Here is a 26,743-nt window from a genome sequence, read left to right as displayed (position 1 = left end):
AGTGTCAGATTTGGGGCAGTTGCTGAAAAAAGCGCGTCTGGATCGAGGGATATCGCTCGACGAGCTCGAGGAAATGACAAAAATCCGGAAGCGTTATTTGGAAGCGATCGAAGATGGAGATTATAAAGTATTGCCAGGAAGCTTCTATGTGCGTGCCTTTATCAAAAGCTATTCGGAGTCGGTAGGGCTTGATCCGAACGAAGTGCTGGCGCTATACGGGAATGCGATACCGGCGCAAACGGTAGAAACGACGGCGGAGCCGACGATCCGACGCAAACGAACGAACGCGCGGAACACGGAGAAACTCAGCAAATGGGCGTCCAACATTTTGATGCTGTCGTTCGTCTTGCTCATTCTGGGCGTCCTCTACTATTTCATCGGCAACTCCTATAAGGGAGATGCCAGCAAGGAAGTGGATCCGGGCGAGAAAATAACGGAGAAAAGGGTGGACGAAACGAGCCTCGCCGGCGATGCCTCGGGCAAAACCGACAGCTCCAAGCTGCCACAAGGGAGCAACAAGCCGGCTGGCGACACGCAAATCAACCAGCCGGCGCCGCCTCCGCCGACACCGGTTGTGACTCTTGCCCGTACCGACGGCAATACCGACTACTATACCGTGACGAATGCCGATAAGGTGAGCGTACTTCTCAAAATAAACGGCGAGGAGTGCTGGCTGAAGATTGACAAAATCGTGCCGGCAACCGCCGAGCGGAAGCAGGAGCGGCAGGAAATCGAGGCCAAGCTGTATAAGAAAGGCGACACACGGGACTGGACTTCGGATTCCGGTGTTTTCATGCGGATCGGGTTTCCGCCTGCTGTGGAAGTCGTCGTGAACGGCACAGCGATTTCGCTCGGTACAAAAAAAGATGTCAAACAAATTCAAATCGATCTGGTGAAGACGATTTAAAAAAACGAGTCAGCCGTGTTGCACAGCTTAAAGATGTGGCATCCGTTTGCATGCGGATGTCTTTTTTTGCGGCACGCCGGTTGTTATAATGGTAGGGATACGAGGCCATGGGCCGATAGGGAACAGCCATTACTTTACAGGCGAAAGGTGGAGCTTTACAGATGAGTTCGGAAAGTTCGTTCGATATCGTTTCCTCGATCGACATGCAGGAGCTGAACAATGCCATCCAGCAGGCGGAGAAGGAAATCGCAAGCCGCTTCGATTTCAAAGGCTCGAAGAGCAGCATAGCGCTCGACAAAAACGAGCTGGTCGTCTCCTCGGACGATGAATACAAGCTGAACAGCGTGCTCGACGTGCTGCATTCGAAGATGGTGAAAAGAGGCATCTCGCTGAAAAACTTGCAGTACGGCAAAATCGAGCCGGCCGCTTCTTCAACCGTTCGTCAGCGGATCGGGCTGAAGCAAGGCATCGACCAAGAAAATGCAAAAAAAATCAACGTCATCATCCGCGATTCGAAGCTGAAAATCAAAAGCCAGATCCAGGGCGACCAACTGCGTGTATCCGGCAAAAACAAGGACGATCTGCAAAAGGCGATCCAGATGATCCGCCAAGCGGGAGTTCCTCTCGATTTGCAGTTTATCAATTTCCGGTAAGAGATGGACCGGGACGTTTTGTTCGTGTTTTTGACACCCTAAAGTCGATTGGTTTATACTTGTGTGGATCACGGCTAGGGCGGAATTCGGATTTGGGGGATATGGGAATGTCAGAAAAAGTAAAAGTGGTAACACTCGGATGCGAGAAAAACCTGGTTGATTCGGAGATTATGTCCGGCTTGATACACGAGCGCGGGTATTCCCTGGTCGACGATAAGGAAGAAGCTACTGTTATTATCGTCAATACGTGCGGATTTATCGATGCCGCGAAGGAAGAGTCGGTCAATACGATTCTCGATCTGGCCGATCTGAAAGAGACGGCGAACCTGAAGGCGCTTATCGTCTCCGGCTGTTTGACGCAGCGGTACAAAAAAGAGCTGATGAACGAAATGCCCGAGATCGACGGCATCGTCGGCACCGGCGATTTCGATAAAATCAACGACATTATCGACGAAGCGCTTGCCGGCCGCAAACCGATTCTCGTCGGCAACCCGGCGTTTAACTACGAGAAGCAGCTTCCCCGCCGGATGACGACTCCGCGTTATACGGCTTATGTCAAAATCGCCGAAGGCTGCGACAACGCCTGCACGTTTTGCAGCATTCCGATCATGCGCGGCAAGTTTCGCAGCCGTTCGATCGAATCGATTACGGCCGAGGTTAGCCAGCTCGCCGCCCAGGGCGTTCGCGAAATCAGCCTGATCGCGCAGGATTCGACGAATTACGGGACCGATCTGTACGACGGCTTTATGCTCCCGACGCTTCTGAACAAAGTGTCCGAAGTACCCGGCATCGAATGGGTGCGGCTTCACTATGCGTACCCGGGCTTTTTTACGGACGAGCTGATCGAAGTGATCGCCTCCAACCCGAAAGTATGCAAATATATCGATATGCCGCTTCAGCACAGCGAGGATCTTATTCTGAAACGGATGCGTCGTCCCGGCCGCCAGCGGGACTCCAGAGAGCTTGTCGCCAAAATCCGTTCGCGCATTCCGGATGTGGCGCTGCGGACATCGGTTATCGTCGGCTTTCCGGGCGAAACGGAGGAGGACTTCGCGAATTTGTGCGAGTTCGTCAAGGAAATGCGTTTCGACCGGCTTGGCGTGTTCGCCTATTCCAATGAGGAAGATACGCCGGCTTCGCGTCTGCCGGGCCATTTGTCGGATGAAGTGAAGGAGTTCCGCGCGACGACCTTGATGGAAATTCAGCGCGAAATCTCCCGTGAAGAGATCGGCAAGCGGATCGGTCAGGAATTGGACGTTCTGATCGAGCGATATGACGGGCGCAACGACGTATATATCGGACGTACGGAATTCGACGCTCCGGATGTGGACGGCGAAGTGTTCGTTACCCGGTGCACGGCCGATATCGGAGCTATGCAAAAAGTACGGATTACGCATTCCTTCGAGTTCGACCTTTCCGGGGAGGGAATTGCATGAATCTGGCCAATCGGATAACGGTGGCGCGAATTTTTCTCGTGCCGGTCATCATGTTTTTTTTGCTCGTGAACTTCAAGCTGCCGCCGATCCGGATCGAGCAGTTCAGCATTACGTACAATCAGATCATTGCGGTGCTTATCTTTATTATCGCGGCCAGCACGGACAGTCTGGACGGTTATATCGCCCGCAAGCACAAGCTCATTACGAATCTGGGCAAGCTCCTCGATCCGCTCGCGGACAAGCTGCTCGTGTCGGCGGTGCTCGTTTCGCTCGTCGACATGGGCAAGATGGACGCCTGGATTGCGATCGTCATCATCAGCCGCGAATTTGCCGTGACCGGACTGCGCTCCATCTGCGCGGCGGAAGGGATCGTGCTCGCGGCCAGCAAGCTCGGCAAATGGAAGACGGCAGCCCAGATTACCGCCATTATTGCTTTGCTTGTCAATAACTTTCCGTTTGCGTTTTTGAATATTCCGTTTGACGTCATTGCCAGCTGGATTGCCGCGATCATTACGATTTGGTCGGGCATCGACTATTTTGTGAAAAATTGGCATGTCATTCAGTTCGATAATTGACCTACCGCGCCAGGAATGGATCTGGCCGGACTTTGCGGAGGGGTAGACGAATGAAAGCGGAAATTATAGCGGTCGGCACCGAACTGCTGCTCGGTCAAATCGTCAACACCAACGCCCAGTACATCGCGCAGGGCTGCGCGAGTATTGGGCTTAATGTTTATTATCAGACGGTCGTCGGCGACAACAGGGAGCGAATCCGGCAATCGTTCAGCCTGGCGGCGTCACGGGCGGACGTCATCATTGCGACAGGAGGGCTCGGGCCGACGCAGGACGACCTGACGAAAGATGCGCTGTCCGAGCTGTTCGGCTTGCCCATCTCGATACACGGTCCGTCGATGGAGAAAATCACCGCCGTCTTCCAGTCGCGCGGCATCGAAATGGTGAAAAGCAACGAGCGTCAGGCGAACGTGCTCGAAGGCTGCACGCCGCTTGCCAACGATAACGGGCTGGCTGTCGGCGTCGCCTTGACCCACGAAGGCACCCATTACATTCTGCTGCCGGGACCGCCGAAGGAAATGAAGCCGATGTTTGACCAGTATGCCGTACCGTGGATTCGCTCCGTAATGGGAGAGGAAGCGTCGCCGCTGTATTCGAAAATGCTCAAATTCGCCGGTATCGGCGAATCGAGCCTGGAGCACCGGCTGATCGATCTGATCGACGGCCAGCAGGACCCGACGATCGCTCCGTACGCGAAGGAAGGCGAAGTGAGCATTCGACTGACGACGCGGGCGTGTTCCGAGGCCGAGGCGGAGCGGAAGCTTGCCGATACGGAGCGGGAAATCCGCAGCCGGGTCGGCGAATACATCTATGCCGATCGTGACGTGCCGATCGAGTACGAGCTTGTGTCGATGCTGATCGCAGCGGGCCGTACGGTGGCGCTGGCGGAAAGCTGCACGGGCGGGCTCGTCAGCGAAATGCTGACCGCGGTGCCGGGCAGCTCGGCGGCATACCGCGGCGGTATCGTGTGTTACACGAACGAGGCGAAGAAGGAGCTTCTCGGCGTTCCCGCACACGTGCTGGAAGGGGAAGGAGCGCCTGGCGCGATCAGCTCCGAGACGGCGATCCTGCTTGCACAGAACGCGATGGAGCGGACGGGAGCCGATTATGCGCTGTCCGTGACCGGCGTCGCGGGGCCGGCCGAGTCCGAGGGGAAACCCGTAGGGCTCGTCTATCTCGGCGTCGCGGAGCGTGGGAAGCCCGCTGAAGCGATGAAGCTGCAGCTCTCCGGCAACCGGGAGGCGATCCGTCTGAAGGCGGCGAAGCAGGCGCTGTACGTGTTGTGGCAGCGGCTGAAGCACTAGAAGGGCGGGCGATTGCCTGGCTTCAGGCAAATAAAGGTTGCGATCGCTCTGAAATTGCCTTATACTTGCTGTATTGGAACGGAAGAACCGTAACAACTGGCCGGTAATGCCTTTTGTTGCGGTTTTTGTTTTGCCGCAGCCGAACGCGTTCGAAAAAAAATGCGAATGTATGTTCGAAAAAACAGTTGGCAAACGGCGGAAAAGCGTGTATGATTATAACTAGAAACGATGAGAAGGAAGTGAGTATGTTGTCAGATCGCCGCGCTGCGTTGGAAAATGCCCTTCGCCAAATCGAGAAGCAATTTGGCAAAGGATCGATTATGAAACTCGGTGAGTCCACCCACATGAAGGTGGAAACCGTCCCAAGCGGATCGCTTGCGCTTGACTTGGCTCTTGGAGTAGGGGGATTCCCGCGAGGCAGAATTATCGAAGTATACGGACCGGAATCGTCAGGTAAAACGACGGTAGCGCTGCACGCGATCGCCGAGGTGCAACGCGCCGGCGGACAAGCTGCCTTTATCGACGCCGAGCACGCGCTTGATCCTTTATATGCAAGCAAGCTGGGCATCAACATCGACGAATTGCTTTTGTCGCAGCCGGATACCGGTGAGCAGGCGCTGGAAATTGCCGAAGCGCTTGTCCGCAGCGGCGCTGTAGACATTCTGGTTATAGACTCCGTTGCCGCTCTCGTGCCGAAAGCGGAAATTGAAGGCGAGATGGGCGACTCCCACGTCGGCCTGCAGGCGAGACTGATGTCTCAGGCGCTGCGCAAGCTGTCGGGTGCGATCAACAAGTCGAAGGTTATCGCCATCTTCATCAACCAATTGCGCGAGAAGGTCGGCGTCATGTTCGGTAACCCGGAAACGACTCCGGGTGGACGCGCACTCAAGTTTTATTCCACGATCCGGCTGGAAGTGCGCCGGGTGGAGACGATCAAGCAGGGCAACGACATGGTCGGGAACCGGACGCGGATCAAGGTCGTCAAGAACAAGGTGGCGCCGCCGTTTAAGCAAGCGGAGGTGGACATTATGTACGGCGAGGGCATATCCAGAGAAGGCAGCATTATCGACATTGGGACCGAGATGGATATCGTCAACAAGAGCGGCGCCTGGTATTCGTACGATGGCGACCGGCTTGGACAAGGCCGCGAAAATGCGAAGCAGTTTTTGAAGGACAACCCGCAAGTCGCTTCCGTGATCGAAGCAAAGATCCGGGAAGAGAGCAATATGTCGCAAGGCGCCCTGCTTCCGGTGTCGGAGGACGACGAGGACGAAGAAGATTTGCTTGCCCTCGAATAAGAGAACGAATAACGACAACGCACCTTGGGGATATACAAGGTGCGTTTTCCGTTTTATGATAGAGTTGTCGTTTGTGCGGCGGTTTCGCGGTACGGGCAAGTACAAGGAGGCTATATGACCAGCATCGAAGGCATCATCACTACCATTGAACGTCATTCGCGTAACGCCGGCCGGTACCTGATTTTTGTCGACGGACAGTACGCGTTTACCGTTTTTGAGGATGTGCTGATCAGACATCGTTTGTTCAAAGGGGAGACGATCGATCCGGGCAAAATGCAGCTCGTGCTCGAGGACGAAGAGCGGCAGAAGGCATGGTCCGATGCGCTGAAGCAGGTGGGCCGCCGGCCGAGGTCGGAGAAGGAGCTGCGGCAATATTTGAAACGCAGAGGGTACCTGCCGCCGCTCATCGATACGATTATCGGTAAACTGAAGGAACAGAACTACATCGACGACGCCAGCTTCGCCGCACAGTGGACGGAGCAGCGCATTTACTCGCAGAAGAAAGGGCGTCAGCTCATCAAGCAGGAGCTGAAGATGAAGGGAGTCGCTCCCGCTACCATTCAGACTACGCTGGATCAGGTGCCGCCGGAGGAAGAGGAACGTCTGGCGTATGAGCTTGGGCATAAGAAGTGGAAGGCGACGAGCGGTACAACGATGGACAAAAAACGCAAGACGGCGGCTTTTTTGATGCGGCGAGGCTACTCGTCCCGAATTACCGGCAACGTCATACGCCGGCTGGCGGATACGTACCGGGATGAGGCGGACGACAGCGACGCTGAAGATATGTTCGATTGGCCGGAGACGTAAGCGTCCAGGAGCTTAGGACGATTCAGGGTTTTGGGGCTCCCCGCAAAGTATGTGGAGTAACTTCGAAGTCCAGGCTTCACTTTGTGGGGTCATTTAGCGGCGAGCGGGCCGTCATATTCGATAAGGCGGAGGTTGGGCGAGTGACGAAAACGATACGTTGGGGAATCATCGGCTGCGGCAATGTGACCGAGGTGAAAAGCGGCCCCGGCTTTCAATTGGCCGAGCGTTCGGAGCTGGTTGCCGTCATGCGCCGGAACGGCGAGCTGGCGGCAGACTATGCGCGGCGGCATCAGGTCGGGAAATGGTACGATAACGCGGATACACTGATAAACGATCCGGAGGTGGATGCCGTCTACATTGCTACGCCGCCTTCGACCCACAAGCCGTATGCGCTTGAGGTAGCCAAAGCGGGCAAGCCGGTTTATGTGGAGAAGCCGATGGCGCTGAACGCCGACGAATGCGCCGAGATGATCGAAGCGTGCCGGGAAGCGGGAGTGCCTTTGTTCGTTGCTTATTATAGAAGAGCGCTGCCGCGTTTTCTGAAAATCAAGCAGTTATTGGACATGGGCACGATCGGTGACGTTCGCTTTGTAACGACCGTACATAAGAAGAAGCTGACGGAGAATCCGGACAGCTTGCCCTGGCGCGTGATGCCGGACATAGCGGGCGGCGGCCACTTTTTCGATCTGGCCAGCCATACGCTGGATATTCTCGACTTTTTACTCGGACCGGTCCGGGATGCGTCCGGACAATCCGGCCGTCAAGCGAAGGCGTACGAGGCGGAAGATATCGTAAGCGGATCGTACGTGTTCGAATCGGGAGTGCAGGGTACCGGCATCTGGTGTTTTACGGCCTACCAGGGCGGTGAAGTGAACGAAATTGTCGGCACCCGGGGCAAGCTGACGTTCTCCACGTTCGGCAGCGAGCCGATCCGGCTAACGACGGAGGATGGCATCGGCGACTATCAATTGGAGCAGCCGAAGCATATTCAACAGCCGCTGATCCAGTCGATCGTGAATGAGCTGTGCGGCATCGGCTCCTGTCCGAGCACTGGCGTTTCCGCGCTGCGAACGGCAAGAGTGATGGACGCGCTGACCAAGAGATAAGGCGCGAATACGAAGCGAGCTTCATATGAAGGATTCGGCCGGGGAGAACCTCCCGGCTTTTTTGTCGTTTCGTCCGAACATCAGCGCAACAATTCCAAGTTAAACGATATGATTACTAAAGTAAAATTCATTTTGGTTTAAAGATTGTCAGATAATTATGGAATTAGGGCGAATGTACCTGAAAAATGAAACGGAAACGAAATAAGGCCAACATCTTTATTCCGAAATGATATAAAGTGCGCTATAATGGATGTATCGAGGAATGAGGAGAGATCGTGATGGCAACCAAGGAAACGACATGGAGCGGGCTGTGGGCCATATTTTGGACGTTTTGCCGCATCGCCCCCATCACGTTTGGCGGCGGATACGCCATGATTCCGGTGCTGGAGCGCGAAGCGGTACATAAACGCCGCTGGATCAAGCAAGAGGATGTCGCCGACGTGTTGGCCGTCTCGCAGACGATTCCGGGCGCTGTGGCGCTGAATGCGGCATCGTTCGTAGGTTACCGCGTCGCCGGAGTGGCGGGGGCGATTACGGCTGTTATCGGGATGATGCTGCCGACTTTTTTGATCGTCATCGGGCTTTCGATTTTGCTGCTTACCTTTAACGATAACCCGAAAGTCGCGGCGGCGCTGCAAGGGATGAAACCTGCCGTTATTGCGATGATCGTATTTGCCGGATTTCGGATGGTGAAGACGTCGATTGTCGACAAATCGACGATCGTTTTTGCGGTTATAGCTGCCTTGCTGCTGCTGCTGACGACTCTTTCGCCCATACTCGTCATTGTGATCGGCGCGGCGGCCGGCCTTGGAGTAGGCACATGGAAGGTCAAGCACGGTATTCCGCAAACGGTGCAGCGCTATTACACGGAACCGGATTATTTTATCGGGGACGGCATATAAGAACGGACGGGGCGGATCAGAGCGAGGGAGCTCGCGTACACAGACTTTTTGCGTTGGGGGTGTAATCACCTATGCTATGGGACATGTTCCTTACCTTTATGCTGATCGGCTTCGTTTCGGTTGGCGGCGGTTATTCGATGGTGCCGGTTATCGAACGCGAGGCGCTTTCGCACGGATGGATGAACGCGCAGGCGTTTTCTGATATGATTGCAGTAGCGGGAGCATCGCCGGGACCGATTGCCACGAATACGGCCATTATGGTCGGTTATCATGCGGGCGGTTTTCCCGGTGCGGCCGTTTCCGCGATCGGCATGACGCTGCCGTCGCTGCTGCTCGTTATCGCAGCCGGCATGCTGTTCGCCAAATATCAGCATCATCCGCTTGTGGAGTCCGCGTTTTACGGCCTGCGGCCGTTTGTGACGGCACTGGTGTTTTATGCGGCTTACCGGCTGCTGATGGCGGGCGGCGTTTCGCTTGCGATCGATTGGAAAACGGGATGTTTCATCGCTATATTTGCCGGAGCTTTGATCGCCCTGATGCGCTTTCGGGTGCATCCGCTGGCGGTGATCGCGGTTTCCGGCCTGGTGGGTGTAGCGCTTTATGCCTAATGTGGAAGACTGGATCTCGAACCGGAAGGCGAAGCCTATATTCGCCGAAATCCGGCGTAGAGGCGTCGTATCCAAATTCGATTTGCTCGAATGGAGCGGTCTAACCTCCAGTACATTGACCCGGATGCTGGAGGAGCTGGCTACGAACGGATGGATCGCCGAGAGCGGCTTCGGCGAATCCTCGGGGGGAAGAAGGCCGCTGCTGTACCGCTTGAAGCAGGACCGGGGATACGCGTTCGGACTTGATATTTCCCGGTCGGCTACGAGACTTGTTTTATGCGATTTGCAGCTGGAAAAGCTTGATTCGGCTTCCTGGCCGATGACGGAGCGGATGACGCCGGAGATGCTGATAAAGGAAGTCGTGCAGGCGGTCAGGCGTATGGCGGCCAAGCGGGGCATCGAGCCCGATCGGCTGATCGGTATCGGCATAGGCGCTGTCGGTCCGTTGGACCGGACGACGGGCGTCATGCTTAATCCGCTCTATTTTCCGGCCGAGGGCTGGCATCAGGTGAATCTTGTGCAGAAGCTGGAGTCGGAGCTTGGCATTCCCGCCATGCTCGACAATGGGGCTAATACCGCTCTGCTCGCCGAATATTGGGCCGGAGCGCCGCAGCAATACAGACATCTGTTATACGTTCGCGCCGGTGTCGGGCTTCGTTCGGCGATGATGTCGAACGGCCAGCTTGTTTATGGCGCAGTCGACATGGAAGGCTCGGTCGGCCATATGATTATTCAAACCGACGGTCCCCCGCATCCGGAGCGGCCGCATGTGTTCGGCTGTCTGGAATCGTTCGTATCGATTCCCGTGCTCGAGAAACAAGCTGCGGCGCGGCTGAAGCAGGGGCGGCGAAGCGTGCTCGCCGACATGGTAGAGAGTCCGGACGAAATCGACTACCAGCATTTGCTCCGAGCGCTTTCTGCGGACGACCGGCTCGCGACCGAGCTTTTTACGCAGGCGGCGACTTACTTCGGCATCGGTTTGTCCAACCTGCTCAACATTTTGCATCCCGAGAAAGTGATACTCGGCGGACCGCTCATCACGACAAACGAGCTGTTTTATCAAATCAGCACCCAGGTAGCGCTCAAAAATACGCTTTACTATCCGACGTATCCGGTAACGTTTACACGCGGCAAACTGTCGGATGATGCGCTTGCCGTAGGAGCCGCCGCAATGATCGTGGACCGGCTTACTTCGTAGGCGCAAGACGAAGCGCTTTCTTGTTGCTTGACAAGCCTATTTTGCAAAAGCTAAAATGGGTGTGTACACCACTGTTTTCGCAGAATTTCGCAATCTTTTTCCTTCTTGCAGATTTTCGCTGCCGCGTACGGCCGAAATTCTCGCGAAACCGTTCCCGTGGGAGAGTACACCCGGAATTGGATTGAAAAAGTGGAAAGCAAACCGGAATAAAAAACCGAATATCCCAAGCTAACCCCTTGGAGGCTTCAACGAGGAGGTGAACAAGATGACTTACATCTGGATCGCGATCGTTCTCGTTGTTGGCGCAATATGCTTTGGGATTGGTTATTTTATCCGCAAGTCCCTCGCCGAGGCGAAAATTTCCAGTGCCGAAGAAGCGGCCCGCCAAATCATCGAAGCGGCGAAGAAAGAAGCGGACGCACAGAAAAAAGAAGCGGTGCTGGAAGCGAAGGACGAAATACACAAACTTCGCGCCGAAGCTGAAAAAGACATTCGTGAACGTCGGAATGAATCTCAACGGCAAGAAAGACGATTGTTGCAAAAAGAGGAAACGCTGGATAAAAAGCTGGAATCTCTGGAGCGTAAAGAGGAACAAATCGCCAACAAAGAGAAACGGATCGACGAGACGCAGGCACAAATCGATGGGCTGTACCGCAGTCAAGTAGCGGAGCTTGAACGGATCTCCAGTTTGACGATGGATGAGGCGAAACATATTATTTTGACCTCGGTCGAACAGGAAGTACGTTACGAGACAGCACAGCTGATCAAGGATATCGAGAACCAAGCGAAGGAAGAGGCGGAGAAGAGGGCTCGCGAAGTCATCACACTCGCCATTCAACGTTGTGCGGCGGATCATGTGGCGGAGACGACCGTTTCCGTTGTATCCCTGCCGAACGAAGAAATGAAAGGCCGGATCATCGGACGCGAGGGCCGCAACATTCGCGCGCTCGAGACGCTGACCGGGATCGACCTTATTATCGACGATACGCCGGAGGCGGTCATTTTGTCCGGCTTCGATCCGATCCGCAGGGAAATCGCCCGGACATCGCTTGAGAAGCTGGTGGCAGACGGCCGTATTCACCCGGCGCGCATCGAGGAGATGGTCGAGAAGTCGCGTAAGGAAGTAGACGAGCGCATTCGCGAATACGGCGAGCAGGCGACGTTCGAAACCGGCGTGCACGGCTTGCATCCGGATCTGATCAAAATTTTGGGCCGTTTGAAGTTCCGTACGAGTTACGGGCAGAACGTGCTGAAGCACTCGATGGAAGTCGCCTACCTCGCGGGACTTATGGCCGGCGAGCTCGGAGAAGACATTACCCTTGCCAAACGGGCGGGTCTGCTTCACGATATCGGCAAGGCGCTCGATCACGAAGTCGAAGGCTCGCACGTCGAGATCGGCGTAGAGATCGCCAAGAAGTACAAGGAGCATCCGGTCGTAATCAACAGTATTGCCTCCCATCACGGCGATTGCGAAGCGACGTCGGTTATCGCGATGCTCGTAGGCGCTGCGGACGCCCTTTCGGCGGCAAGACCCGGCGCACGCCGCGAAACGCTGGAAACGTACATCAAACGTCTCGAGAAGCTGGAAGAGATCACCGAGTCGTTCGATGGCGTCGAGAAGTCGTATGCGATTCAAGCGGGCCGCGAAGTGCGCGTCATGGTGCAGCCCGAAAAGATCGACGATACCGAGGCGTTCCGTCTCGCTCGCGATATTACGAAGAAGATCGAAAGCGAACTGGACTACCCGGGACATATTAAAGTTACTGTCATCCGGGAAACCAGGGCGGTTGAATACGCGAAATAAACGCGCAGCGACGTTTCAGAAATTGCGCCTTCGAGAAGTGGCTAACCGGCCACTTCTCCTTTGCTTTTGCGAAAGATGAGACATTCGAGGGGGAGACATCCATTCGTATCTTATTCATCGGCGACATTGTCGGGGGCTCCGGTCGGAGAGCCGTCAAGACGCTGCTTTCAGAGCTCAAAAAAAAGTATGACCCTGCCTTCATTATTGCCAACGGCGAAAACGCGGCAGGCGGACGGGGGATTACCCAGCAGATCGCCAAAGAGCTGTTCGAGCAAGGCGTCCATGGCATTACGATGGGCAATCATACTTGGGACAACAAGGACATTTTCAATTTTATCGACGATGAGGAGCGTTTGATCCGGCCGGCCAATTATCCCGCCGGTACGCCGGGCAAAGGTTTTACCGTACTCCGCAACGCCTCCGGCAAAGAGCTGGCGATCGTAAACATCATGGGACGCACGTTTTTGCCGCCGCTGGATTGCCCGTTCCAAGGCGTGGACGGTATCCTGGAAAAGCTGAAGAAGAAGCATAAATACATCTTCGTCGATTTTCACGCCGAGGCGACTTCGGAAAAAATCGCGATGGGCTGGCATTTGGATGGAAGGGCGTCGGTCGTAGTCGGCACGCATACGCATGTGCAAACGCATGACGAGCGGATCTTGCCCCGCGGAACCGGTTATGTGACCGACGTCGGCATGACGGGCGCGCGGGACGGCGTACTCGGCATGGAGCGCGAGGCGGTGCTGCAAAAGTTCAAAACGCAGCTGCCGGTCCGGTTTACGGCGGATGAAGGCCCGTGGCAGTTCCATGCCGTTGCGGTCACGCTCGACCCGGAAACGGGCATGACCCGGAAGATCGAGCTGGTTCGCCGCTTCGAAACGGAAGCGCTGTTCGACTAATTCGCGCCCGAGAATCAGGGGTGGCGGGGCCGGTCCGAGCGGAAGATGGAATGATTCCAGACGTGCACGAATAGTGTAATAGTGGAATTCATCCAAACATTCCCGAGGAGGTCTTGCCATGGAAGTATTAAAGGTTTCAGCAAAGTCCAATCCGAATTCCGTCGCTGGCGCACTGGCCGGCGTTTTGCGCGAACGTGGGGCGGCCGAGCTGCAAGCGATTGGCGCCGGCGCGTTGAACCAAGCGATTAAAGCCGTGGCGATCGCAAGAGGCTTCGTCGCGCCCAGCGGCGTCGATTTGATCTGCATCCCGGCATTTACGGATATAGTGATCGATGGAGAAGATCGGACCGCGATCAAGCTGATCGTGGAGCCGAGGTAATAACGCCGCAATACTTCCATAGCAGCCCCATTCGGATAAAGCTCCTGGCGCGGGAGCTTTTTTGCTTTGTTTCGGAGCCTCATAACTTCGGAGCAAAGACTCTACTTTGTGGGTGTTTTGCTTTGCCTGCCCGTATAAGCGCTTTAAATATGGGATAACATGGTAAGGCGACGTGCCGCTGAAAACGGATGAAGCATCTTTGCTAGACTGCCGAGAGCAGAATGCTAGTCGTGAAATCAATCTAATTTTGAGATAGATTCGATCTAAAATAACTATGTTTAAAATATGTGAATTTCCTTGCTTTTTCAATAGCCAAAGCATATGATCTTTACGAATGATAAGCATTTTTATACAAAAGAAGGCGCTTTCCAGATTCTAGGGGTGTCGTCTGTTTATTGACGCGCGACTATTCCTGTTTTCCTCCAAGATCTGATGATTGATCGTAATAAGGTATCGATTCTTGCGAGGGTCTTTTGCGGCGTTTGTTTTTTGGTTTGTCCGGGAAACGGGTTTGAAGACCGTTTGTCCAGCAAGCATGGCTTCGGCTTTGTCAGCAGGACGAATACCGGGGCGCTGCGACTCTACTTGCGAAAAATGACGGCCTTGTCATTTTTCTTTCATCCCTGTAAAACTTTTGTAACGCGTACAAATCGTTAGGACATAGTTCAAAGGAGTGGACGTTGTGATCGAGCAATTGTCATGGAAAGTCGGGGGGCAGCAAGGGGAAGGGGTCGAAAGTACAGACCGGATTTTCTCCACCGCCCTGAATCGTCTTGGCTACTATCTGTACGGCTATAGACATTTCTCTTCCCGGATCAAGGGGGGACATACGAATAATAAAATCCGTATCAGCACAAAGCCGAAGAGAGCGATATCCGACGATCTGGACATTTTGGTCGCTTTCGACCAGGAGACAATCGATTTGAACGCGCACGAGCTTCGTCCGGGCGGCGTTGTCGTCGCTGACGCGAAGTTTAATCCGACATTACCGGAAGGTATCGACGCGCGACTGTTCCCGGTTCCGATTACGGCGATCGCCGAAGATTTGGGAACGGCGCTGTTTAAAAATATGGCTGCATCCGGCGCATCCTGGGCTTTGCTCGGGTTGCCGCTCGAAGTGTTCAACAAAGCGGTGGAAGAAGAGTTCGGACGCAAAGGGCCTGCTGTCGTAGAGAAAAACGTCGAAGCGGTCAAACGCGCGGCCGACTATGTCATCGAGCTGGCAGGCGGTCCGCTTGAGGAGTTCAAGCTGGCTGAGGCTGACGGCGAGCAAAAGCTGTTCATCATTGGAAACGATGCGATCGGTCTTGGCGCGGTTGCAGGCGGCTGCCGCTTCATGCCGGCTTACCCGATCACACCGGCTTCCGAGATTATGGAATATTTGATCAAACGTTTGCCGAAATTCGGCGGCACCGTCATTCAAACCGAGGACGAGATCGCGGCCGTTACGATGGCGATCGGCGCCAACTACGGCGGCGTACGCGCGCTGACGGCATCCGCTGGCCCCGGCTTGTCGCTTATGATGGAAGCGATCGGTCTGGCCGGCATGACGGAAACGCCGGTCGTTATCGTCGATACGCAGCGCGGCGGTCCAAGCACGGGTCTTCCGACGAAGCAAGAGCAGTCCGACATGAACGCTCTTATTTACGGAACGCACGGGGAAATCCCGAAAATCGTCATCGCTCCGGCAACAGTTGAGGACTGCTTCTACGACACGATCGAAGCTTTCAACCTGGCTGAAAAATACCAATGTCCGGTCATCATTATGACGGACCTGCAATTGTCGCTCGGCAAGCAGTCGTCCGAGCTTCTGGATTACGACAAAATCGTCATCGATCGCGGTAACCTCGTTACAGGCACGGAGAAGATCGAGGATGGCAAGCTGTTCAAACGTTACGAATTGACCGAAGACGGCATTTCTCCGCGCGTACTGCCGGGCGAACTGGGCGGTTTGCATCACGTGACCGGCGTTGAGCACGACGAAACGGGACGTCCGTCGGAAAGCCCGATCAACCGTCAGCAAATGATGGATAAACGTTTGAACAAGCTGAAAAACCTGAAGCTTGTGAATGCGGTCCGTGTGGACGCTCCGCACGAGGATGCGGATCTGCTCATTATCGGCATGGGTTCGACGGGCGGCACGATCGACGAAGCGCGCGTGCGTCTGGCCGAGGACGGCATTAAGACCAACCATGCGACCGTCCGCTTGATTCATCCGTTCCCTGCGGAAGAAGTTGCGGCTCAAGTGGCGAAAGCGAAAAAAGTGCTTGTCGTCGAGAACAACGCAACCGGCCAGCTTGCCGATCAAATCAAGCTGCACGTCGGACACGATAAAATTACGAGCATGCTGAAGTATGACGGAACGCCGTTCCTTCCTTCGGAAGTCTACTCTCACTGCAAGGGGCTGAAATAAGATGGCTACATTAAAAGATTTCAGAAATAATGTAAAACCGAACTGGTGCCCGGGTTGCGGCGACTTCGCCGTACAAGCAGCCATTCAGAGAGCAGCCGCTAACGTCGGACTGGAGCCTGAAAATTTGGCGATCGTATCCGGTATCGGATGCTCCGGACGTATTTCCGGTTATATTAACTGCTATGGCTTCCACGGGATTCACGGTCGTTCGCTGCCGATCGCCCAAGGGCTGAAGATGGCGAACCGCGAGCTGACGGTCGTCGCATCGGGCGGCGACGGAGACGGCTTTGCAATCGGTCTTGGCCATACGGTTCACGCGATTCGCCGCAACATCGACCTGACCTACATCGTCATGGACAACCAAATCTACGGGCTGACGAAGGGACAAAACTCCCCGCGCAGCGCGAAAGGGTTCGTCAATGCAAAATATACGCCGCAAGGCTCGATCGAGTCCGAGCTGGCTCCGCTCGAAATGGCGCTTGCCGCCGGAGCAACGTTCGTTGCCCAATCGTTCTCGAGCAACCTGAAGCAGCTGACGCATGTAATCGAAGAAGGCATGAAGCACCAAGGCTTCTCCTTCATCAACATCTTCAGCCCGTGCGTTACGTTCAACAAGACGAACACGTACGAATGGTTCAAAGAAAATATCGTCGATCTCGAACAGTTCCCGGATTACAATCCGAACGATCGCGTCATGGCGATGACGAAGATTATGGAAACGAACGGGATGCTGACCGGTATCATTTACCAAAACAAAGAAAAACAAAGCTACGAGCAAATGGTTCCGGGCTTCAAACCGGAAGGGCTCGCGAAGCAAAACCTCAAACTTACCGAGGCGGAGTTCGAGAAGCTGGTAGCCGAGTTCAAATAAGGTTCACAATTCAGCGAAAGACGTGCGGTTTCCTGCCGCTCGTCTTTTTCTTTTGAAACCGATTCGGCTATAATGAGAGGAACCATCAAGAGAAGAGGCGATCAGATGAGTGATAAAATCGTTCCGGTAGGCGTGTCCGCCCGGCATATCCATCTATCGAAAGAACATATAGCCGCTCTATTCGGTGAAGGCTACGAACTGAAGCCGCTGAAGCCGCTCTCGCAGCCCGGACAGTTTGCTGCGGAGGAGACGGTCCAGGTGATCGGGCCGAAGGGACGTTTCGATACAGTTCGTATTTTGGGTCCGGCCCGCAAAGCTTCGCAAATCGAAATTTCCAGAACCGACTCGTTCCAGCTCGGCGTGTTGGCTCCGGTGCGGGAGTCGGGAAATATCGAGGGAACGCCGGGGCTGACGGTAATAGGACCGGCTGGAGAAGTGACGCTGGAGCGCGGCGTTATCGTTGCAGCGCGCCATATCCATTTCCATACTAGCGAGGCAGAGCGTTGGGGAATAGCCGATAAACAGCTGCTTCGCGTTCGGGTAGAGGGGGAGCGGGCGGTTGTGTTCGAGAACGTCATCGCTCGCGTGTCCGATCAGTTTGCGCTCGATATGCACATCGATACGGACGAGGCGAATGCTGCCGGTATCCGGAATGGCGATAAGGCCGTTATTGTAGAGTAAGGCAGTTGATTGGTCCAAGTTCCTGAGCAGCCGATAGGTAAACTATCGGTTTTCTTTTCGGCTGCAAACCTTTTGTCATGGAGGGGCTTGTAATGGTATAATGGTGAAATGACTGAATGCAGAAAGGAAGGTAATGAATGAAGGAACCACAAAATCCGACGGTCCAAAAGCCCAATAAGTCCGACAAGGATTATTCCATATATTTTCAACCCCCTTCCTTGAAGGACGCCAAAAAACGCGGCAAGGAAGAAGTGTCCGTCCACTACGAGTCCGCCATCCCTGACGAGATGAAGACGATCGGCGCAGGCAAACGTTATTTAATCCGGACATACGGCTGTCAGATGAACGAGCACGATACCGAAGTGATGAAGGGCATGCTGGAGGAAATGGGCTTTGCGTCCACGGACGAGAAGCTAGAGGCCGACATCATCCTGCTCAACACTTGCGCCATTCGTGAAAATGCCGAAGACAAGGTGTTCGGCGAGCTGGGCCATCTAAAGACGCTGAAGCAGGAAAAGCCGGGGCTTATTCTCGGCGTTTGCGGCTGCATGTCGCAGGAAGAATCGGTTGTAAACCGGATCATGCAAAAGCATGCGTTCGTCGATATCATCTTCGGCACGCATAACATTCACCGGCTGCCAGCGCTGCTGCGGGAAGCGTATTACAGCAAAGAGATGGTCGTCGAAGTATGGTCCAAGGAAGGCGACATCATCGAGAACTTGCCGAAGAAGCGCGAAGGCATGAAGGCTTGGGTTAACATCATGTACGGCTGCGACAAGTTCTGCACGTACTGCATCGTGCCGTATACGCGGGGTAAAGAGCGCAGCCGTCGTCCGGAGGACGTCATCGCCGAGATTCGCGAATTGGCGCGGCAAGGGTTTAAAGAAATTACGCTGCTCGGCCAAAATGTCAACGCATACGGTAAAGACTTTGCCGATATGACGTATTTGTTCGGCGACCTGATGGACGATGTGCGCAAGATCGATATTCCGCGCATCCGCTTTACGACGTCACATCCGCGGGATTTCGACGATCATCTCATCAAGGTGCTGGCGAAGCGCGGCAATCTCGTCGAGCATATTCATTTGCCGGTGCAATCCGGCAATACGGAAGTGCTCAAGCGGATGAGCCGCAAATATTCGCGGGAGCAGTATTTGGAGCTCGCGGCGAAAATTCGCACGGCAATCCCGGACGTCATGCTGACTACGGATATTATCGTCGGCTTCCCGGGCGAGACGGAAGAGCAGTTCCAGGATACGCTCACGCTTGTGAGCGAGGTTCGTTACGATTCGGCCTTTACGTTCATCTACTCCCCGCGCGACGGCACGCCGGCGGCGGCGATGGAGGACAATGTGCCCGAGGCAGTGAAGAAGGACCGGCTGAAGCGGCTGAACGATCTGATGACGGTTATCGCCAGGGAACAAAACGAGCTGCTGCGCGGCCAAACGGTCGAGGTGCTCGTCGAGGGCGAAAGCAAGACGAACCCGGATGTGCTGTCGGGGCGGACGAGAACGAACAAGCTCGTTCATTTTACCGGTCCGAAGGAGCTTGCCGGCCAGTTTGTGAACGTTATGATTACGGAGCCGCAAACCTGGCTGCTCAAGGGTGAGCTGATCGAGGAGCAGAAGGCCCGGGTCGTCTAATCGGCAAACGTAGATGCAGAAATCGCGTAGGAGTGAATAAAAGATGACAAACAGCCAAGAGGCGCATGTTCACGGACATGACCACGAGCATGGGCACGATTGCGACACGCATAGAAATATGGAGAAATATACGGCGACGGAACTGATCGTTCGCGCGGACATTATGGACAAAGCGATGGAGCTCGCCTCGCTGCTCTCGACCTCTGACGAAGTCGCTTTCTACCAGAAGGCCGAGAAGCAGGTGCAGTCGAACGCCGAAATCCAGGATCTGATCAAGCTGATCAAGAAACGGCAAAAGGAAGTTGTCGCATTCGAGAAGTTCCAAAATCAGAAAATGATCGATAAAATTAACGGCGAGCTTGAAGAGCTTCAGGACAAGCTGGACAATTACCCGATCGTATCCCAGTTCAAGCAGGCACAGGAAGATATCAACTATTTGCTCCAGCTCGTCGTCGGCGTGATTCGCGATACGGTTTCGGAGAAAATTCAAGTGGAAGATGCGGCTCCGGCAGTCGAAAGCAATTGCAGCGACTGACGAATCGGCCGATGCGGGAGTGACCGGACAGGCTGTTCGGATGTACAATGTTTTACGAGCGATCTAGCGGTGCTTAACGAAATATCCATCTGCTTTTTCTGGGGAGATTAGGGTGCCTTACGGGGTTCCAGAAAAAGAAAGGCATTTGATTTCGTTAAGCATCCGGACGCGTAAAGCATTGTACTTTTTTTGTGCTCGTAACATTTTCGAAGCCGGCAGGAGGCTGGGCGTATGATCTGGTTCGTGGTCAATCCAATGTCGGGCAACGGTAGAGGGATGCGGATATGGCAGCAGGTCGAGCGGGTCCTCGCGGAAAGGCGAATCGAATATGGCTGTCGATTGACCGAGCGGCCGGGACATGCCCGCCAGATCGCGGTCGAGTTGGCTGGAGGGGATCAAGCGGCGGCGATTGTGGCGGTCGGCGGCGACGGAACCGTGCACGAAGTGGCGAACGGCCTGATCGGGACGCCCGTAGCTATAGGCTTCATACCGGCCGGTTCAGGGAACGATTTCGCCCGAAGCCTAGGCATTCCGGCGAAGTGGCAAGAGGCGCTGGAGCGCGTGCTTTTGCTGCAGCGGACTCGCATCGATGCCGGGGCGGTCAACGGGCGGATTTTCGCCATATCCTCGGGGATCGGCTTTGACGGTGACGTAGCGTACTACACGAACCGCTCGTGGTATAAAAGATGGCTGAACCGGTTTGGACTTGGCAGTTTGTCGTATGTCGTCACCGTACTGCGCCTGCTGATCACCTACAAGCCTAGTGATATCGAGCTGGACATCGACGGGAACCGTTCGGTGCATCGCGGCGTTTGGCTGATCGCGATCGCGAATATGCCTTACTACGGCGGAGGGATGAAAATATGTCCGGAAGCCCGGCACAATGACGGCATCTTGCACATGTGCCTCGTGGCGAATATCGGCAGGCTGGAGCTGCTTCGTTTTTTTCCGCGCGTGTACAGGGGGACCCACACGACCCATCCGTCGGTCACGATGCTGGCAGGCAGCCGAATCCGGATCGAAGCATCCGTCCCGATGACGATCCATACCGATGGCGAATTCGGCGGATCGACGCCGGCGCATATAGTCGCGCTGCCACAGCAGCTTTATGTATTGTGACCTTGAATTTTGCCTTTACGGAAAGGAGAATGGCCGAACGTGATATCTGTGCTTTTTGTTTGTTTGGGCAATATTTGCCGTTCGCCGATGGCGGAAGCGGTATTTCGCCAGCAAGTGAAGGAGGCGGGGCTGGAGGATCACATTCGGATCGATTCGGCCGGTACCGGAGACTGGCATATCGGACATCCGCCTCATGAAGGAACCCGCAAGCTGCTGGACCAGAAACGTATAGCTTGGAGCGGAATGGTGGCCCGGCAAGTAACGCAGGAGGATATGCGGCAATTCGATTACATCGTAGCGATGGACGACAGCAATAGGCGCAATCTCCGCGCCATAATCGCCAAGCAGACTACCAGCTCCGATCAGCGCGGCGAGCTCGAAGCGAAGCTGTTCCGGCTTCTTGATCTGGTACCGGAGAACAAAATCGAAGACGTGCCGGACCCCTACTATACCGGCAATTTCGATGAAGTGTACGATCTCGTCGCGGCCGGCTGCGCGGCGCTGCTTCGCAAGATTAAGACGGAGCGGTTAAGCTGACGGTCCAAGTGATTCAGGCCTCCGCATCGTCGCGGTTTAAGGTGAAGATCGTCCACGGAAGTAAAGCCGCAAAGCAGCTCCAAAGCAGGTAGGGCATAATAAGTCCCGCCGCCAGCTTCGAGTAAGGGATCGTTTCGATCAGCAACAGGCAGGCGGATGCGGCAACTGCGAAGCTGGCGAGAAAGCCGGCGAACAGTTTCTTTTGATGAAACTCGAAGTAGTGGTATGCCTGGTTGCAGCCGTAGTTCGCGAACAACGCTATGATCCATACCGGGGCTATGTCCTGAAACGAATCCGACTTGACATACACCATCGCTACGGATGCGGCAAGAAGCGCGTACAGGACGACTTGCGCGATGCCGTTCCATTTGGCCGGAGGGGACCAGACCGGCTTGCTGAGGCTGGCGTACCAGGAACGATCGGCAGGCCAGAGCAGTCCGGATAGCGAAAACAGTCCGAGCGTAACGGCGAATACAATGTACGGGTACCACATGGATACTCCTCCTCGAGGCGGCTGAGCCTATAGTGGCGAAACGTGATCGATTTCGGCGGCATGTTTCGTCTCGTACATCCTATGCTTGACCTGCCCGTTTATACATGAAGCCGTACTGCTCCGAACGCGAACGTTCTCGGAAGCGGTACGGCTTGTGGTTTAGATAAGCAGCATGGCAACAATCGTCGTGACGACCAGACCGATTACGACCGGCTTCAGGTTGCGGCGGGCCAGTTCGAACGGATCGACACCGCATATGGCTGCTGCCGGGATGAGCGCCCACGGAACGAGCGTGCCGCCGCCGACCCAGATGGCGGCAATTTGCCCAAGCGCGGTCAAGGTGGCTATGCCGGAGCCGATGGCGGCGGCAAACAGGTGAGCGATCGAGCCGGCGAGCGAAATGCCGGAAAAGCCCGAGCCGTCGAGACCGGTAATGGCGCCGACAACCGTTAAGGTGACGGAGCTGACGCCGGTATTGATCGGCACGGTTTGCGCCAGGGCGAGGCCGAGATCGTTCACGATGCCGTGTGACGATTCGGGCAGCACTTTGCCGAAAATATCGATGAACGCCGAGTCGCCCAAATAAAAGAAGGCGGCAATCGGAATAACCGGACCGAACACTTTAAAGCCGAACAAAAAACCGTCGATCAAATAGGCGGTCGATTTCTCCAGACCGGCGTTTTTATGGGTGATGAGGGACAATACGATCATGATCATCATGGCCGTTCCGCCGATCAGGGCGGTCGCATCGCCGCCTTGCAGATTAAACTGGAACATGGCTACGATATCGAGTGCGAACAATAGCGGAATCACAATCGCGGCTCCAAGCCTGACGGAGGGCGAGAGCGCCGCGTCAGAAGAAGGGGAGGCCGCCGCTCCGGATTCCACTAGAGGGGACGCTGTTCTCCCCGTCGACACGATCAGCCTGCCGAGCTTCATATCTCTGCGCATAAGCCAGTAGGCAGCAATCGTCGTTACGAGCCCCATGACGATGACAAGCGGGATGCTGGCCGTAATGACATCGGATACGGGGATGCCAGCGGCGTCGGCGGTCAGCTTCGGAGCGCCCTGGATCACATAATCGCCGGATAAGGCGATGCCGTGCCCGAACAAGTTCATCGCCATCGCTACGCCAAGCGCGGGCAAGCCGACGCGCAGTGCGACGGGGAGCAGTACCGCGCCGACTAGTGCAACGGCGGGAGACGGCCAGAAAAACCAGGAAATAACCATCATCACGATCCCGATGACCCAGAAGGCGAGAGCGGGGGAGCGGATGAGCCTCGTAACGGGAGAAATCATCACTTCATTGATCCCGGTAGCGATTAGCAGCTTGCTTAAGGCTACGATCAGCGAAATAACCAGAATCGTACCGATCAGTTCCTTAATGGCATAAATCAAACTGGAAAAGACGCCGCCGACAGATTCGCTGAGTGAATGAGTGGACAAAAGACCGAGAGCGACGATGCCGACAACGCAGACGACAGTCGTATCGCGGCGCATAACCATGAAGCCGATGATCAGCAGCACAAACGCAAGATAGACGAAGTGCAGCGGTAAAAGCGAGACGTCCATACGGTACACCTCCAAGTAAGGGGTTACATGTGTGCTATAGTGTATGCGCGGGCAAGTATTGTGTGTTTGCGGATAGACTATAGCCTGCATTTGACTGATATTAAACGAAATTATATAATATCTATAATAATATAGACAAAAGGAGTATTCGTTTATGAAAATAACGGTTGAATCGTTTTGGCAGGCGAGTTTGGACGATTTGAAGAAAGGCTATCGGTATGAGCCGGATACGGAGCATTTCGTATGCCTTGTCTGCGGGGAACGGTTCGAGAAAGGCGCCGTTTATCCGGTCGAATCGCGGTTTTATGAAGCGGAGAAAGCGGCGGCGCTGCATGTGGCCGCAGAGCATGGTTCGATGTTCGATGTTCTGCTGCAGCTGGACAAGAAGCTTACGGGATTATCGGATTTGCAGAAGCAGCTGCTTCGCTTGTTTTATGACGGAGTAAGCGACCGGGATATCGTCGCTGAACTGAACGGAGGCAGCGCCTCCACGATCCGCAATCATCGGTTTATGCTGAAGGAGAAGGAGAAGCAGGCGAAGCTTTTTCTCGTGATGATGGAGCTGCTGCAAGAGAAAAAGGAATCGAAGGCCTCGGCTTCGCCGGGCGCCCGCTTCGCGCAGCGGCAAAACGATAGTATGGATACGGACGCTCAAGAGCGGGATGCGATCTTGGCGAAATATTTTCCGGATGGGCCGGAGGGCGGGTTGACCGAATTCCCGCGCAAGGAAAAGCGCAAGCTCGTCATCTTGGGCGAGATTGCGAACCGTTTCGAGGCGGACCGGACGTATACGGAGAAGGAAGTAAACGAAACGATCAAGTCCGTCTACCATGATTACGTGACGATTCGCCGTTATTTGGTCGATTACGGATATATGGACCGCAAGGAGGACGGAAGCGAATACTGGATCAAACCGGCTGCGACAAGCGGAAACGGGGAGCGGGGCGGCGCCAAGGGGAGAGGCAGAATGAAAGCGGAGCCGGTCGGCGACGGACATGCCGGCGTTTTCATGCTGCTTAACAAGGCAAACGGCAAAAAACTCGTCGAAAGCACGCCGAATATGCACGGCGCCTGGAATCGCATTCGCTTCGGGCTGCAAACCGGCTATGGCGACAATCCGCAGCTTCAGCGCGACTGGAACGAATACGGGGAGGAGCAGTTTGTTCTCGAGATACTGGAGACGTACGAGCCGGAGGCTGGGGTGAATCCTACCGGCAAGGAGCGGAGAGAACGGTTGAAGGAGATGGAGCGCCGTCATCTGGAGCGGTTGCAGCCCTACGGCGACAATGGTTACAACAAACAACCGAAAACGCCCGCGGGCACGTCCCGCAAGTCCGGCGAATAACCGGAAATGAAACCTTTGTCCGCCAATTTCGTCTAATGATGGGATAAGGTCTATATGGGGGCTGCTGTGTACCTTTTGCGGACAGTGAACGTTCAATAGCCGGACACAAGCGAAGATGCGGCAGTTACTTGGAAGGGGGACTTATGAAAAAGTTTGTTTTAACGGCGGTTTTGGCGTCCGTATGCCTTGGTCTGCTGGCCGCTTGCGAGGACAAAAAAAGCACGACACCGCCTCCGGTCGACTTGTCGAAGCCGGATGTGGTCATCGTCGGCTCAGAGGTCGAAGGCATGTATTTGGCCCGGGCTGCGAGAGACGAGGGGCTTGCCGTGGTCGTCATCGACCCGCGGGAGAAGCCGGGCGGCCAGCTCATTCAAGGCGAAATGCAATATTTGGACGAGCCGTCCGACGGCAGCGGGAAGACGCTGCTGCAAGGCCGGGTGAAGCAGCTGTTCGATTCGTACAAGAAGGGGACGATCCGCAAGAGCGGCGAGTTTCAGAGCTACTTCGATACGCTGACCGATGGCATTCCGATTGAGTCCGGCATCACGATCACGAATATCGCGATCGAGAAGCAAGCCGGATCGGACAAGCAAAAGATCGGTTCTGTCTCTTATCGGACGAAGGACGGGACGCAGAAAACCGTTACCGCCCGTTACTTCGTCGACAATACCGACTTTGCCGCCGTGACCAGCAAGCTCGGCTTGAAGCGGATTCCCGGAATCGAAACGGTATTCCCCGGATCGAAGCCGGTCGACCATATGGCAGCCTCGCTTATGATGAAATTTAAGGGCGTCGACTGGAGCAAGTTCCAGAAGGAGATCGGCAAGCTGAGCAAAAAAGAACGCGAGGAAAAGTACGGCTCGGAAACGACCGTTACCGATACGTTCACTTGGGGACTTGGCAACGTCGGCTCCAGATTCAAGCCTAGTTCTCCGGAAGTATTTTTGCGCGGGCTTAATACGATCAACCAGCGCGACGGCGATGTGCTCATCAACGCCTTGCTGCTGTATAACGTAGATCCCGCTAATCCGGAAAGCGTGAAGAAGGCGGTCGAGAACGGAAAAAAGGAAACGGACCGGATCGTCGCCCATCTGAGGCAGGAGCTGCCGGGCTGGGAGCAGGCCGAAGTAAACGGTTATCCTAACTATTTGTACATTCGCGACTACGATCGCTATGAAACGGAGTACGTGCTGCAAGCGACCGACTTGATGAGCGCGACGATGTATTGGGATAACGTCAGCATCGCCGGCTATCCGCTCGACCTGCAAGGCACGATGGAGCATACATGGGGCGAACGGAAGGGCGTTCCCGATAAATACGGCATGCCGCTTCGCTCGTTTATCCCTAAAGGTTATGCGAACGTGATTGTAGCCGGTAAAAATGTAGGCGCCTCCGCCGTCGCCTATGGCAGTGCGCGCATTCAGCCTAACACGTCGCTGGCCGGCGAGGTCATCGGCATTATGATGGCGAAGGCCGGCAAAGATCGGCTGCTGAGCGAAGTGACGGAGAAGGAAATGAAGGAGCTTCAGCAATACGTAGAGAAAAAGTACGACATTCGCATAACCGGAGTGAAGGGCAAAGACAAAATCGCCGGCTTGTCCGACGAACAGCGCCGCCAGTTCAACGAAGGCAAGTTGGTGCTGCCTTGACCGAGAGCCGCG

Annotated in this window: 25 protein-coding genes; 23 read left to right on the top strand and 2 right to left on the bottom strand. The window is 55.1% G+C overall.

Features of this window, described 5'->3' with window-relative positions:
- The first annotated feature begins 1 nt into the window (after position 1).
- The 21 genes from D7M11_RS00340 (at position 2) to D7M11_RS00240 (ending at position 21,672) form a co-directional block, all read left to right on the top strand.
- Positions 2-907 carry a helix-turn-helix domain-containing protein gene (locus D7M11_RS00340; RefSeq protein WP_120745162.1) on the top strand — a complete coding sequence of 302 codons (906 nt, stop codon included), beginning with the start codon at positions 2-4 and terminating at the stop codon, positions 905-907.
- 161 nt (positions 908-1,068) lie between these two features.
- Entirely contained in the window at positions 1,069-1,560 is a 492-nt protein-coding gene (locus D7M11_RS00335; RefSeq protein ID WP_120745161.1) for a YajQ family cyclic di-GMP-binding protein, read from the top strand.
- A 107-nt stretch (positions 1,561-1,667) separates the two neighbouring features.
- A complete protein-coding gene (gene rimO / locus D7M11_RS00330; RefSeq protein ID WP_120745160.1) occupies positions 1,668-2,996 on the top strand; it encodes a 30S ribosomal protein S12 methylthiotransferase RimO in 1,329 nt (442 codons plus the stop codon).
- Positions 2,993-3,571, top strand: coding sequence for a CDP-diacylglycerol--glycerol-3-phosphate 3-phosphatidyltransferase (gene pgsA, locus D7M11_RS00325; RefSeq protein ID WP_120745159.1), 579 nt, complete (start codon positions 2,993-2,995; stop codon positions 3,569-3,571). Before rimO ends, pgsA begins: the two co-directional genes overlap by 4 nt.
- A gap of 50 nt (positions 3,572-3,621) precedes the next feature.
- Positions 3,622-4,872 carry a competence/damage-inducible protein A gene (locus tag D7M11_RS00320; protein WP_120745158.1) on the top strand — a complete coding sequence of 417 codons (1,251 nt, stop codon included), beginning with the start codon at positions 3,622-3,624 and terminating at the stop codon, positions 4,870-4,872.
- A gap of 248 nt (positions 4,873-5,120) precedes the next feature.
- Positions 5,121-6,170 carry a recombinase RecA gene (recA, locus tag D7M11_RS00315; protein ID WP_120745697.1) on the top strand — a complete coding sequence of 350 codons (1,050 nt, stop codon included), beginning with the start codon at positions 5,121-5,123 and terminating at the stop codon, positions 6,168-6,170.
- 114 nt (positions 6,171-6,284) lie between these two features.
- Entirely contained in the window at positions 6,285-6,977 is a 693-nt protein-coding gene (locus D7M11_RS00310) for a regulatory protein RecX (RefSeq protein ID WP_120745157.1), read from the top strand.
- A gap of 140 nt (positions 6,978-7,117) precedes the next feature.
- Positions 7,118-8,083: a Gfo/Idh/MocA family protein gene (locus D7M11_RS00305; protein ID WP_120745156.1), complete on the top strand. Its 966-nt coding sequence runs from the start codon at positions 7,118-7,120 to the stop codon at positions 8,081-8,083.
- Between the two features lie 278 nt (positions 8,084-8,361).
- The gene (locus tag D7M11_RS00300; RefSeq protein WP_120745155.1) at positions 8,362-8,985 is read left to right on the top strand and encodes a chromate transporter; all 624 of its coding nucleotides are present in this window, start codon (positions 8,362-8,364) and stop codon (positions 8,983-8,985) included.
- A gap of 71 nt (positions 8,986-9,056) precedes the next feature.
- Positions 9,057-9,593 carry a chromate transporter gene (locus tag D7M11_RS00295; RefSeq protein WP_120745154.1) on the top strand — a complete coding sequence of 179 codons (537 nt, stop codon included), beginning with the start codon at positions 9,057-9,059 and terminating at the stop codon, positions 9,591-9,593.
- Positions 9,586-10,791: an ROK family protein gene (locus tag D7M11_RS00290; protein WP_120745153.1), complete on the top strand. Its 1,206-nt coding sequence runs from the start codon at positions 9,586-9,588 to the stop codon at positions 10,789-10,791. Before D7M11_RS00295 ends, D7M11_RS00290 begins: the two co-directional genes overlap by 8 nt.
- Before the next feature lie 265 nt (positions 10,792-11,056).
- Positions 11,057-12,595: a ribonuclease Y gene (rny, locus tag D7M11_RS00285; RefSeq protein ID WP_120745152.1), complete on the top strand. Its 1,539-nt coding sequence runs from the start codon at positions 11,057-11,059 to the stop codon at positions 12,593-12,595.
- 101 nt (positions 12,596-12,696) lie between these two features.
- Positions 12,697-13,494, top strand: a complete 798-nt coding sequence (locus tag D7M11_RS00280) for a TIGR00282 family metallophosphoesterase (protein WP_120745151.1) — start codon at positions 12,697-12,699, stop codon at positions 13,492-13,494.
- Between the two features lie 118 nt (positions 13,495-13,612).
- Positions 13,613-13,873, top strand: a complete 261-nt coding sequence (locus tag D7M11_RS00275; RefSeq protein ID WP_006286829.1) for a stage V sporulation protein S — start codon at positions 13,613-13,615, stop codon at positions 13,871-13,873.
- Between the two features lie 682 nt (positions 13,874-14,555).
- Entirely contained in the window at positions 14,556-16,286 is a 1,731-nt protein-coding gene (locus D7M11_RS00270) for a 2-oxoacid:acceptor oxidoreductase subunit alpha (protein WP_120745150.1), read from the top strand.
- Position 16,287: 1 nt separating this feature from the next.
- Positions 16,288-17,157 (top strand): 2-oxoacid:ferredoxin oxidoreductase subunit beta, encoded by an 870-nt coding sequence (locus D7M11_RS00265; RefSeq protein ID WP_120745149.1) that lies wholly within the window; start codon positions 16,288-16,290, stop codon positions 17,155-17,157.
- A 105-nt stretch (positions 17,158-17,262) separates the two neighbouring features.
- Positions 17,263-17,838, top strand: coding sequence for a phosphate propanoyltransferase (gene pduL, locus D7M11_RS00260; RefSeq protein WP_120745148.1), 576 nt, complete (start codon positions 17,263-17,265; stop codon positions 17,836-17,838).
- 137 nt (positions 17,839-17,975) lie between these two features.
- On the top strand, positions 17,976-19,481 hold the full coding sequence (gene miaB / locus D7M11_RS00255; protein ID WP_120745147.1) for a tRNA (N6-isopentenyl adenosine(37)-C2)-methylthiotransferase MiaB: 1,506 nt from the start codon (positions 17,976-17,978) through the stop codon (positions 19,479-19,481).
- Positions 19,482-19,599: 118 nt separating this feature from the next.
- Entirely contained in the window at positions 19,600-20,016 is a 417-nt protein-coding gene (locus tag D7M11_RS00250) for a YlbF/YmcA family competence regulator (protein ID WP_120745696.1), read from the top strand.
- A 231-nt stretch (positions 20,017-20,247) separates the two neighbouring features.
- Positions 20,248-21,135 (top strand): diacylglycerol/lipid kinase family protein, encoded by an 888-nt coding sequence (locus D7M11_RS00245; protein WP_120745146.1) that lies wholly within the window; start codon positions 20,248-20,250, stop codon positions 21,133-21,135.
- A 39-nt stretch (positions 21,136-21,174) separates the two neighbouring features.
- The gene (locus tag D7M11_RS00240) at positions 21,175-21,672 is read left to right on the top strand and encodes a low molecular weight protein-tyrosine-phosphatase (RefSeq protein ID WP_120745145.1); all 498 of its coding nucleotides are present in this window, start codon (positions 21,175-21,177) and stop codon (positions 21,670-21,672) included.
- Positions 21,673-21,685: 13 nt separating this feature from the next.
- Here the strand turns inward: D7M11_RS00240 and D7M11_RS00235 are convergent, their stop codons facing one another.
- Positions 21,686-22,165, bottom strand: coding sequence for a TspO/MBR family protein (locus tag D7M11_RS00235; RefSeq protein ID WP_120745144.1), 480 nt, complete (start codon positions 22,163-22,165; stop codon positions 21,686-21,688).
- Between the two features lie 159 nt (positions 22,166-22,324).
- The gene (locus D7M11_RS00230; RefSeq protein WP_120745143.1) at positions 22,325-23,737 is read right to left on the bottom strand and encodes a hypothetical protein; all 1,413 of its coding nucleotides are present in this window, start codon (positions 23,735-23,737) and stop codon (positions 22,325-22,327) included.
- A gap of 154 nt (positions 23,738-23,891) precedes the next feature.
- On the opposite strand from D7M11_RS00230, the gene D7M11_RS00225 reads away from it, so the two are divergent.
- Together D7M11_RS00225 and D7M11_RS00220 are read left to right on the top strand one after the other, a co-directional pair.
- Positions 23,892-25,082, top strand: coding sequence for a DUF2087 domain-containing protein (locus D7M11_RS00225; RefSeq protein ID WP_120745142.1), 1,191 nt, complete (start codon positions 23,892-23,894; stop codon positions 25,080-25,082).
- Positions 25,083-25,225: 143 nt separating this feature from the next.
- A complete protein-coding gene (locus tag D7M11_RS00220) occupies positions 25,226-26,731 on the top strand; it encodes an FAD-dependent oxidoreductase (RefSeq protein ID WP_120745141.1) in 1,506 nt (501 codons plus the stop codon).
- Positions 26,732-26,743 lie beyond the last annotated feature (12 nt).

It is taken from the genome of Paenibacillus ginsengarvi, from assembly GCF_003626695.1.
Classification (GTDB): domain Bacteria; phylum Bacillota; class Bacilli; order Paenibacillales; family NBRC-103111; genus Paenibacillus_AB; species Paenibacillus_AB ginsengarvi.
Note: the sequence above shows the minus strand (reverse complement) of the source record. Positions and strands in the feature narration are given on the sequence as shown.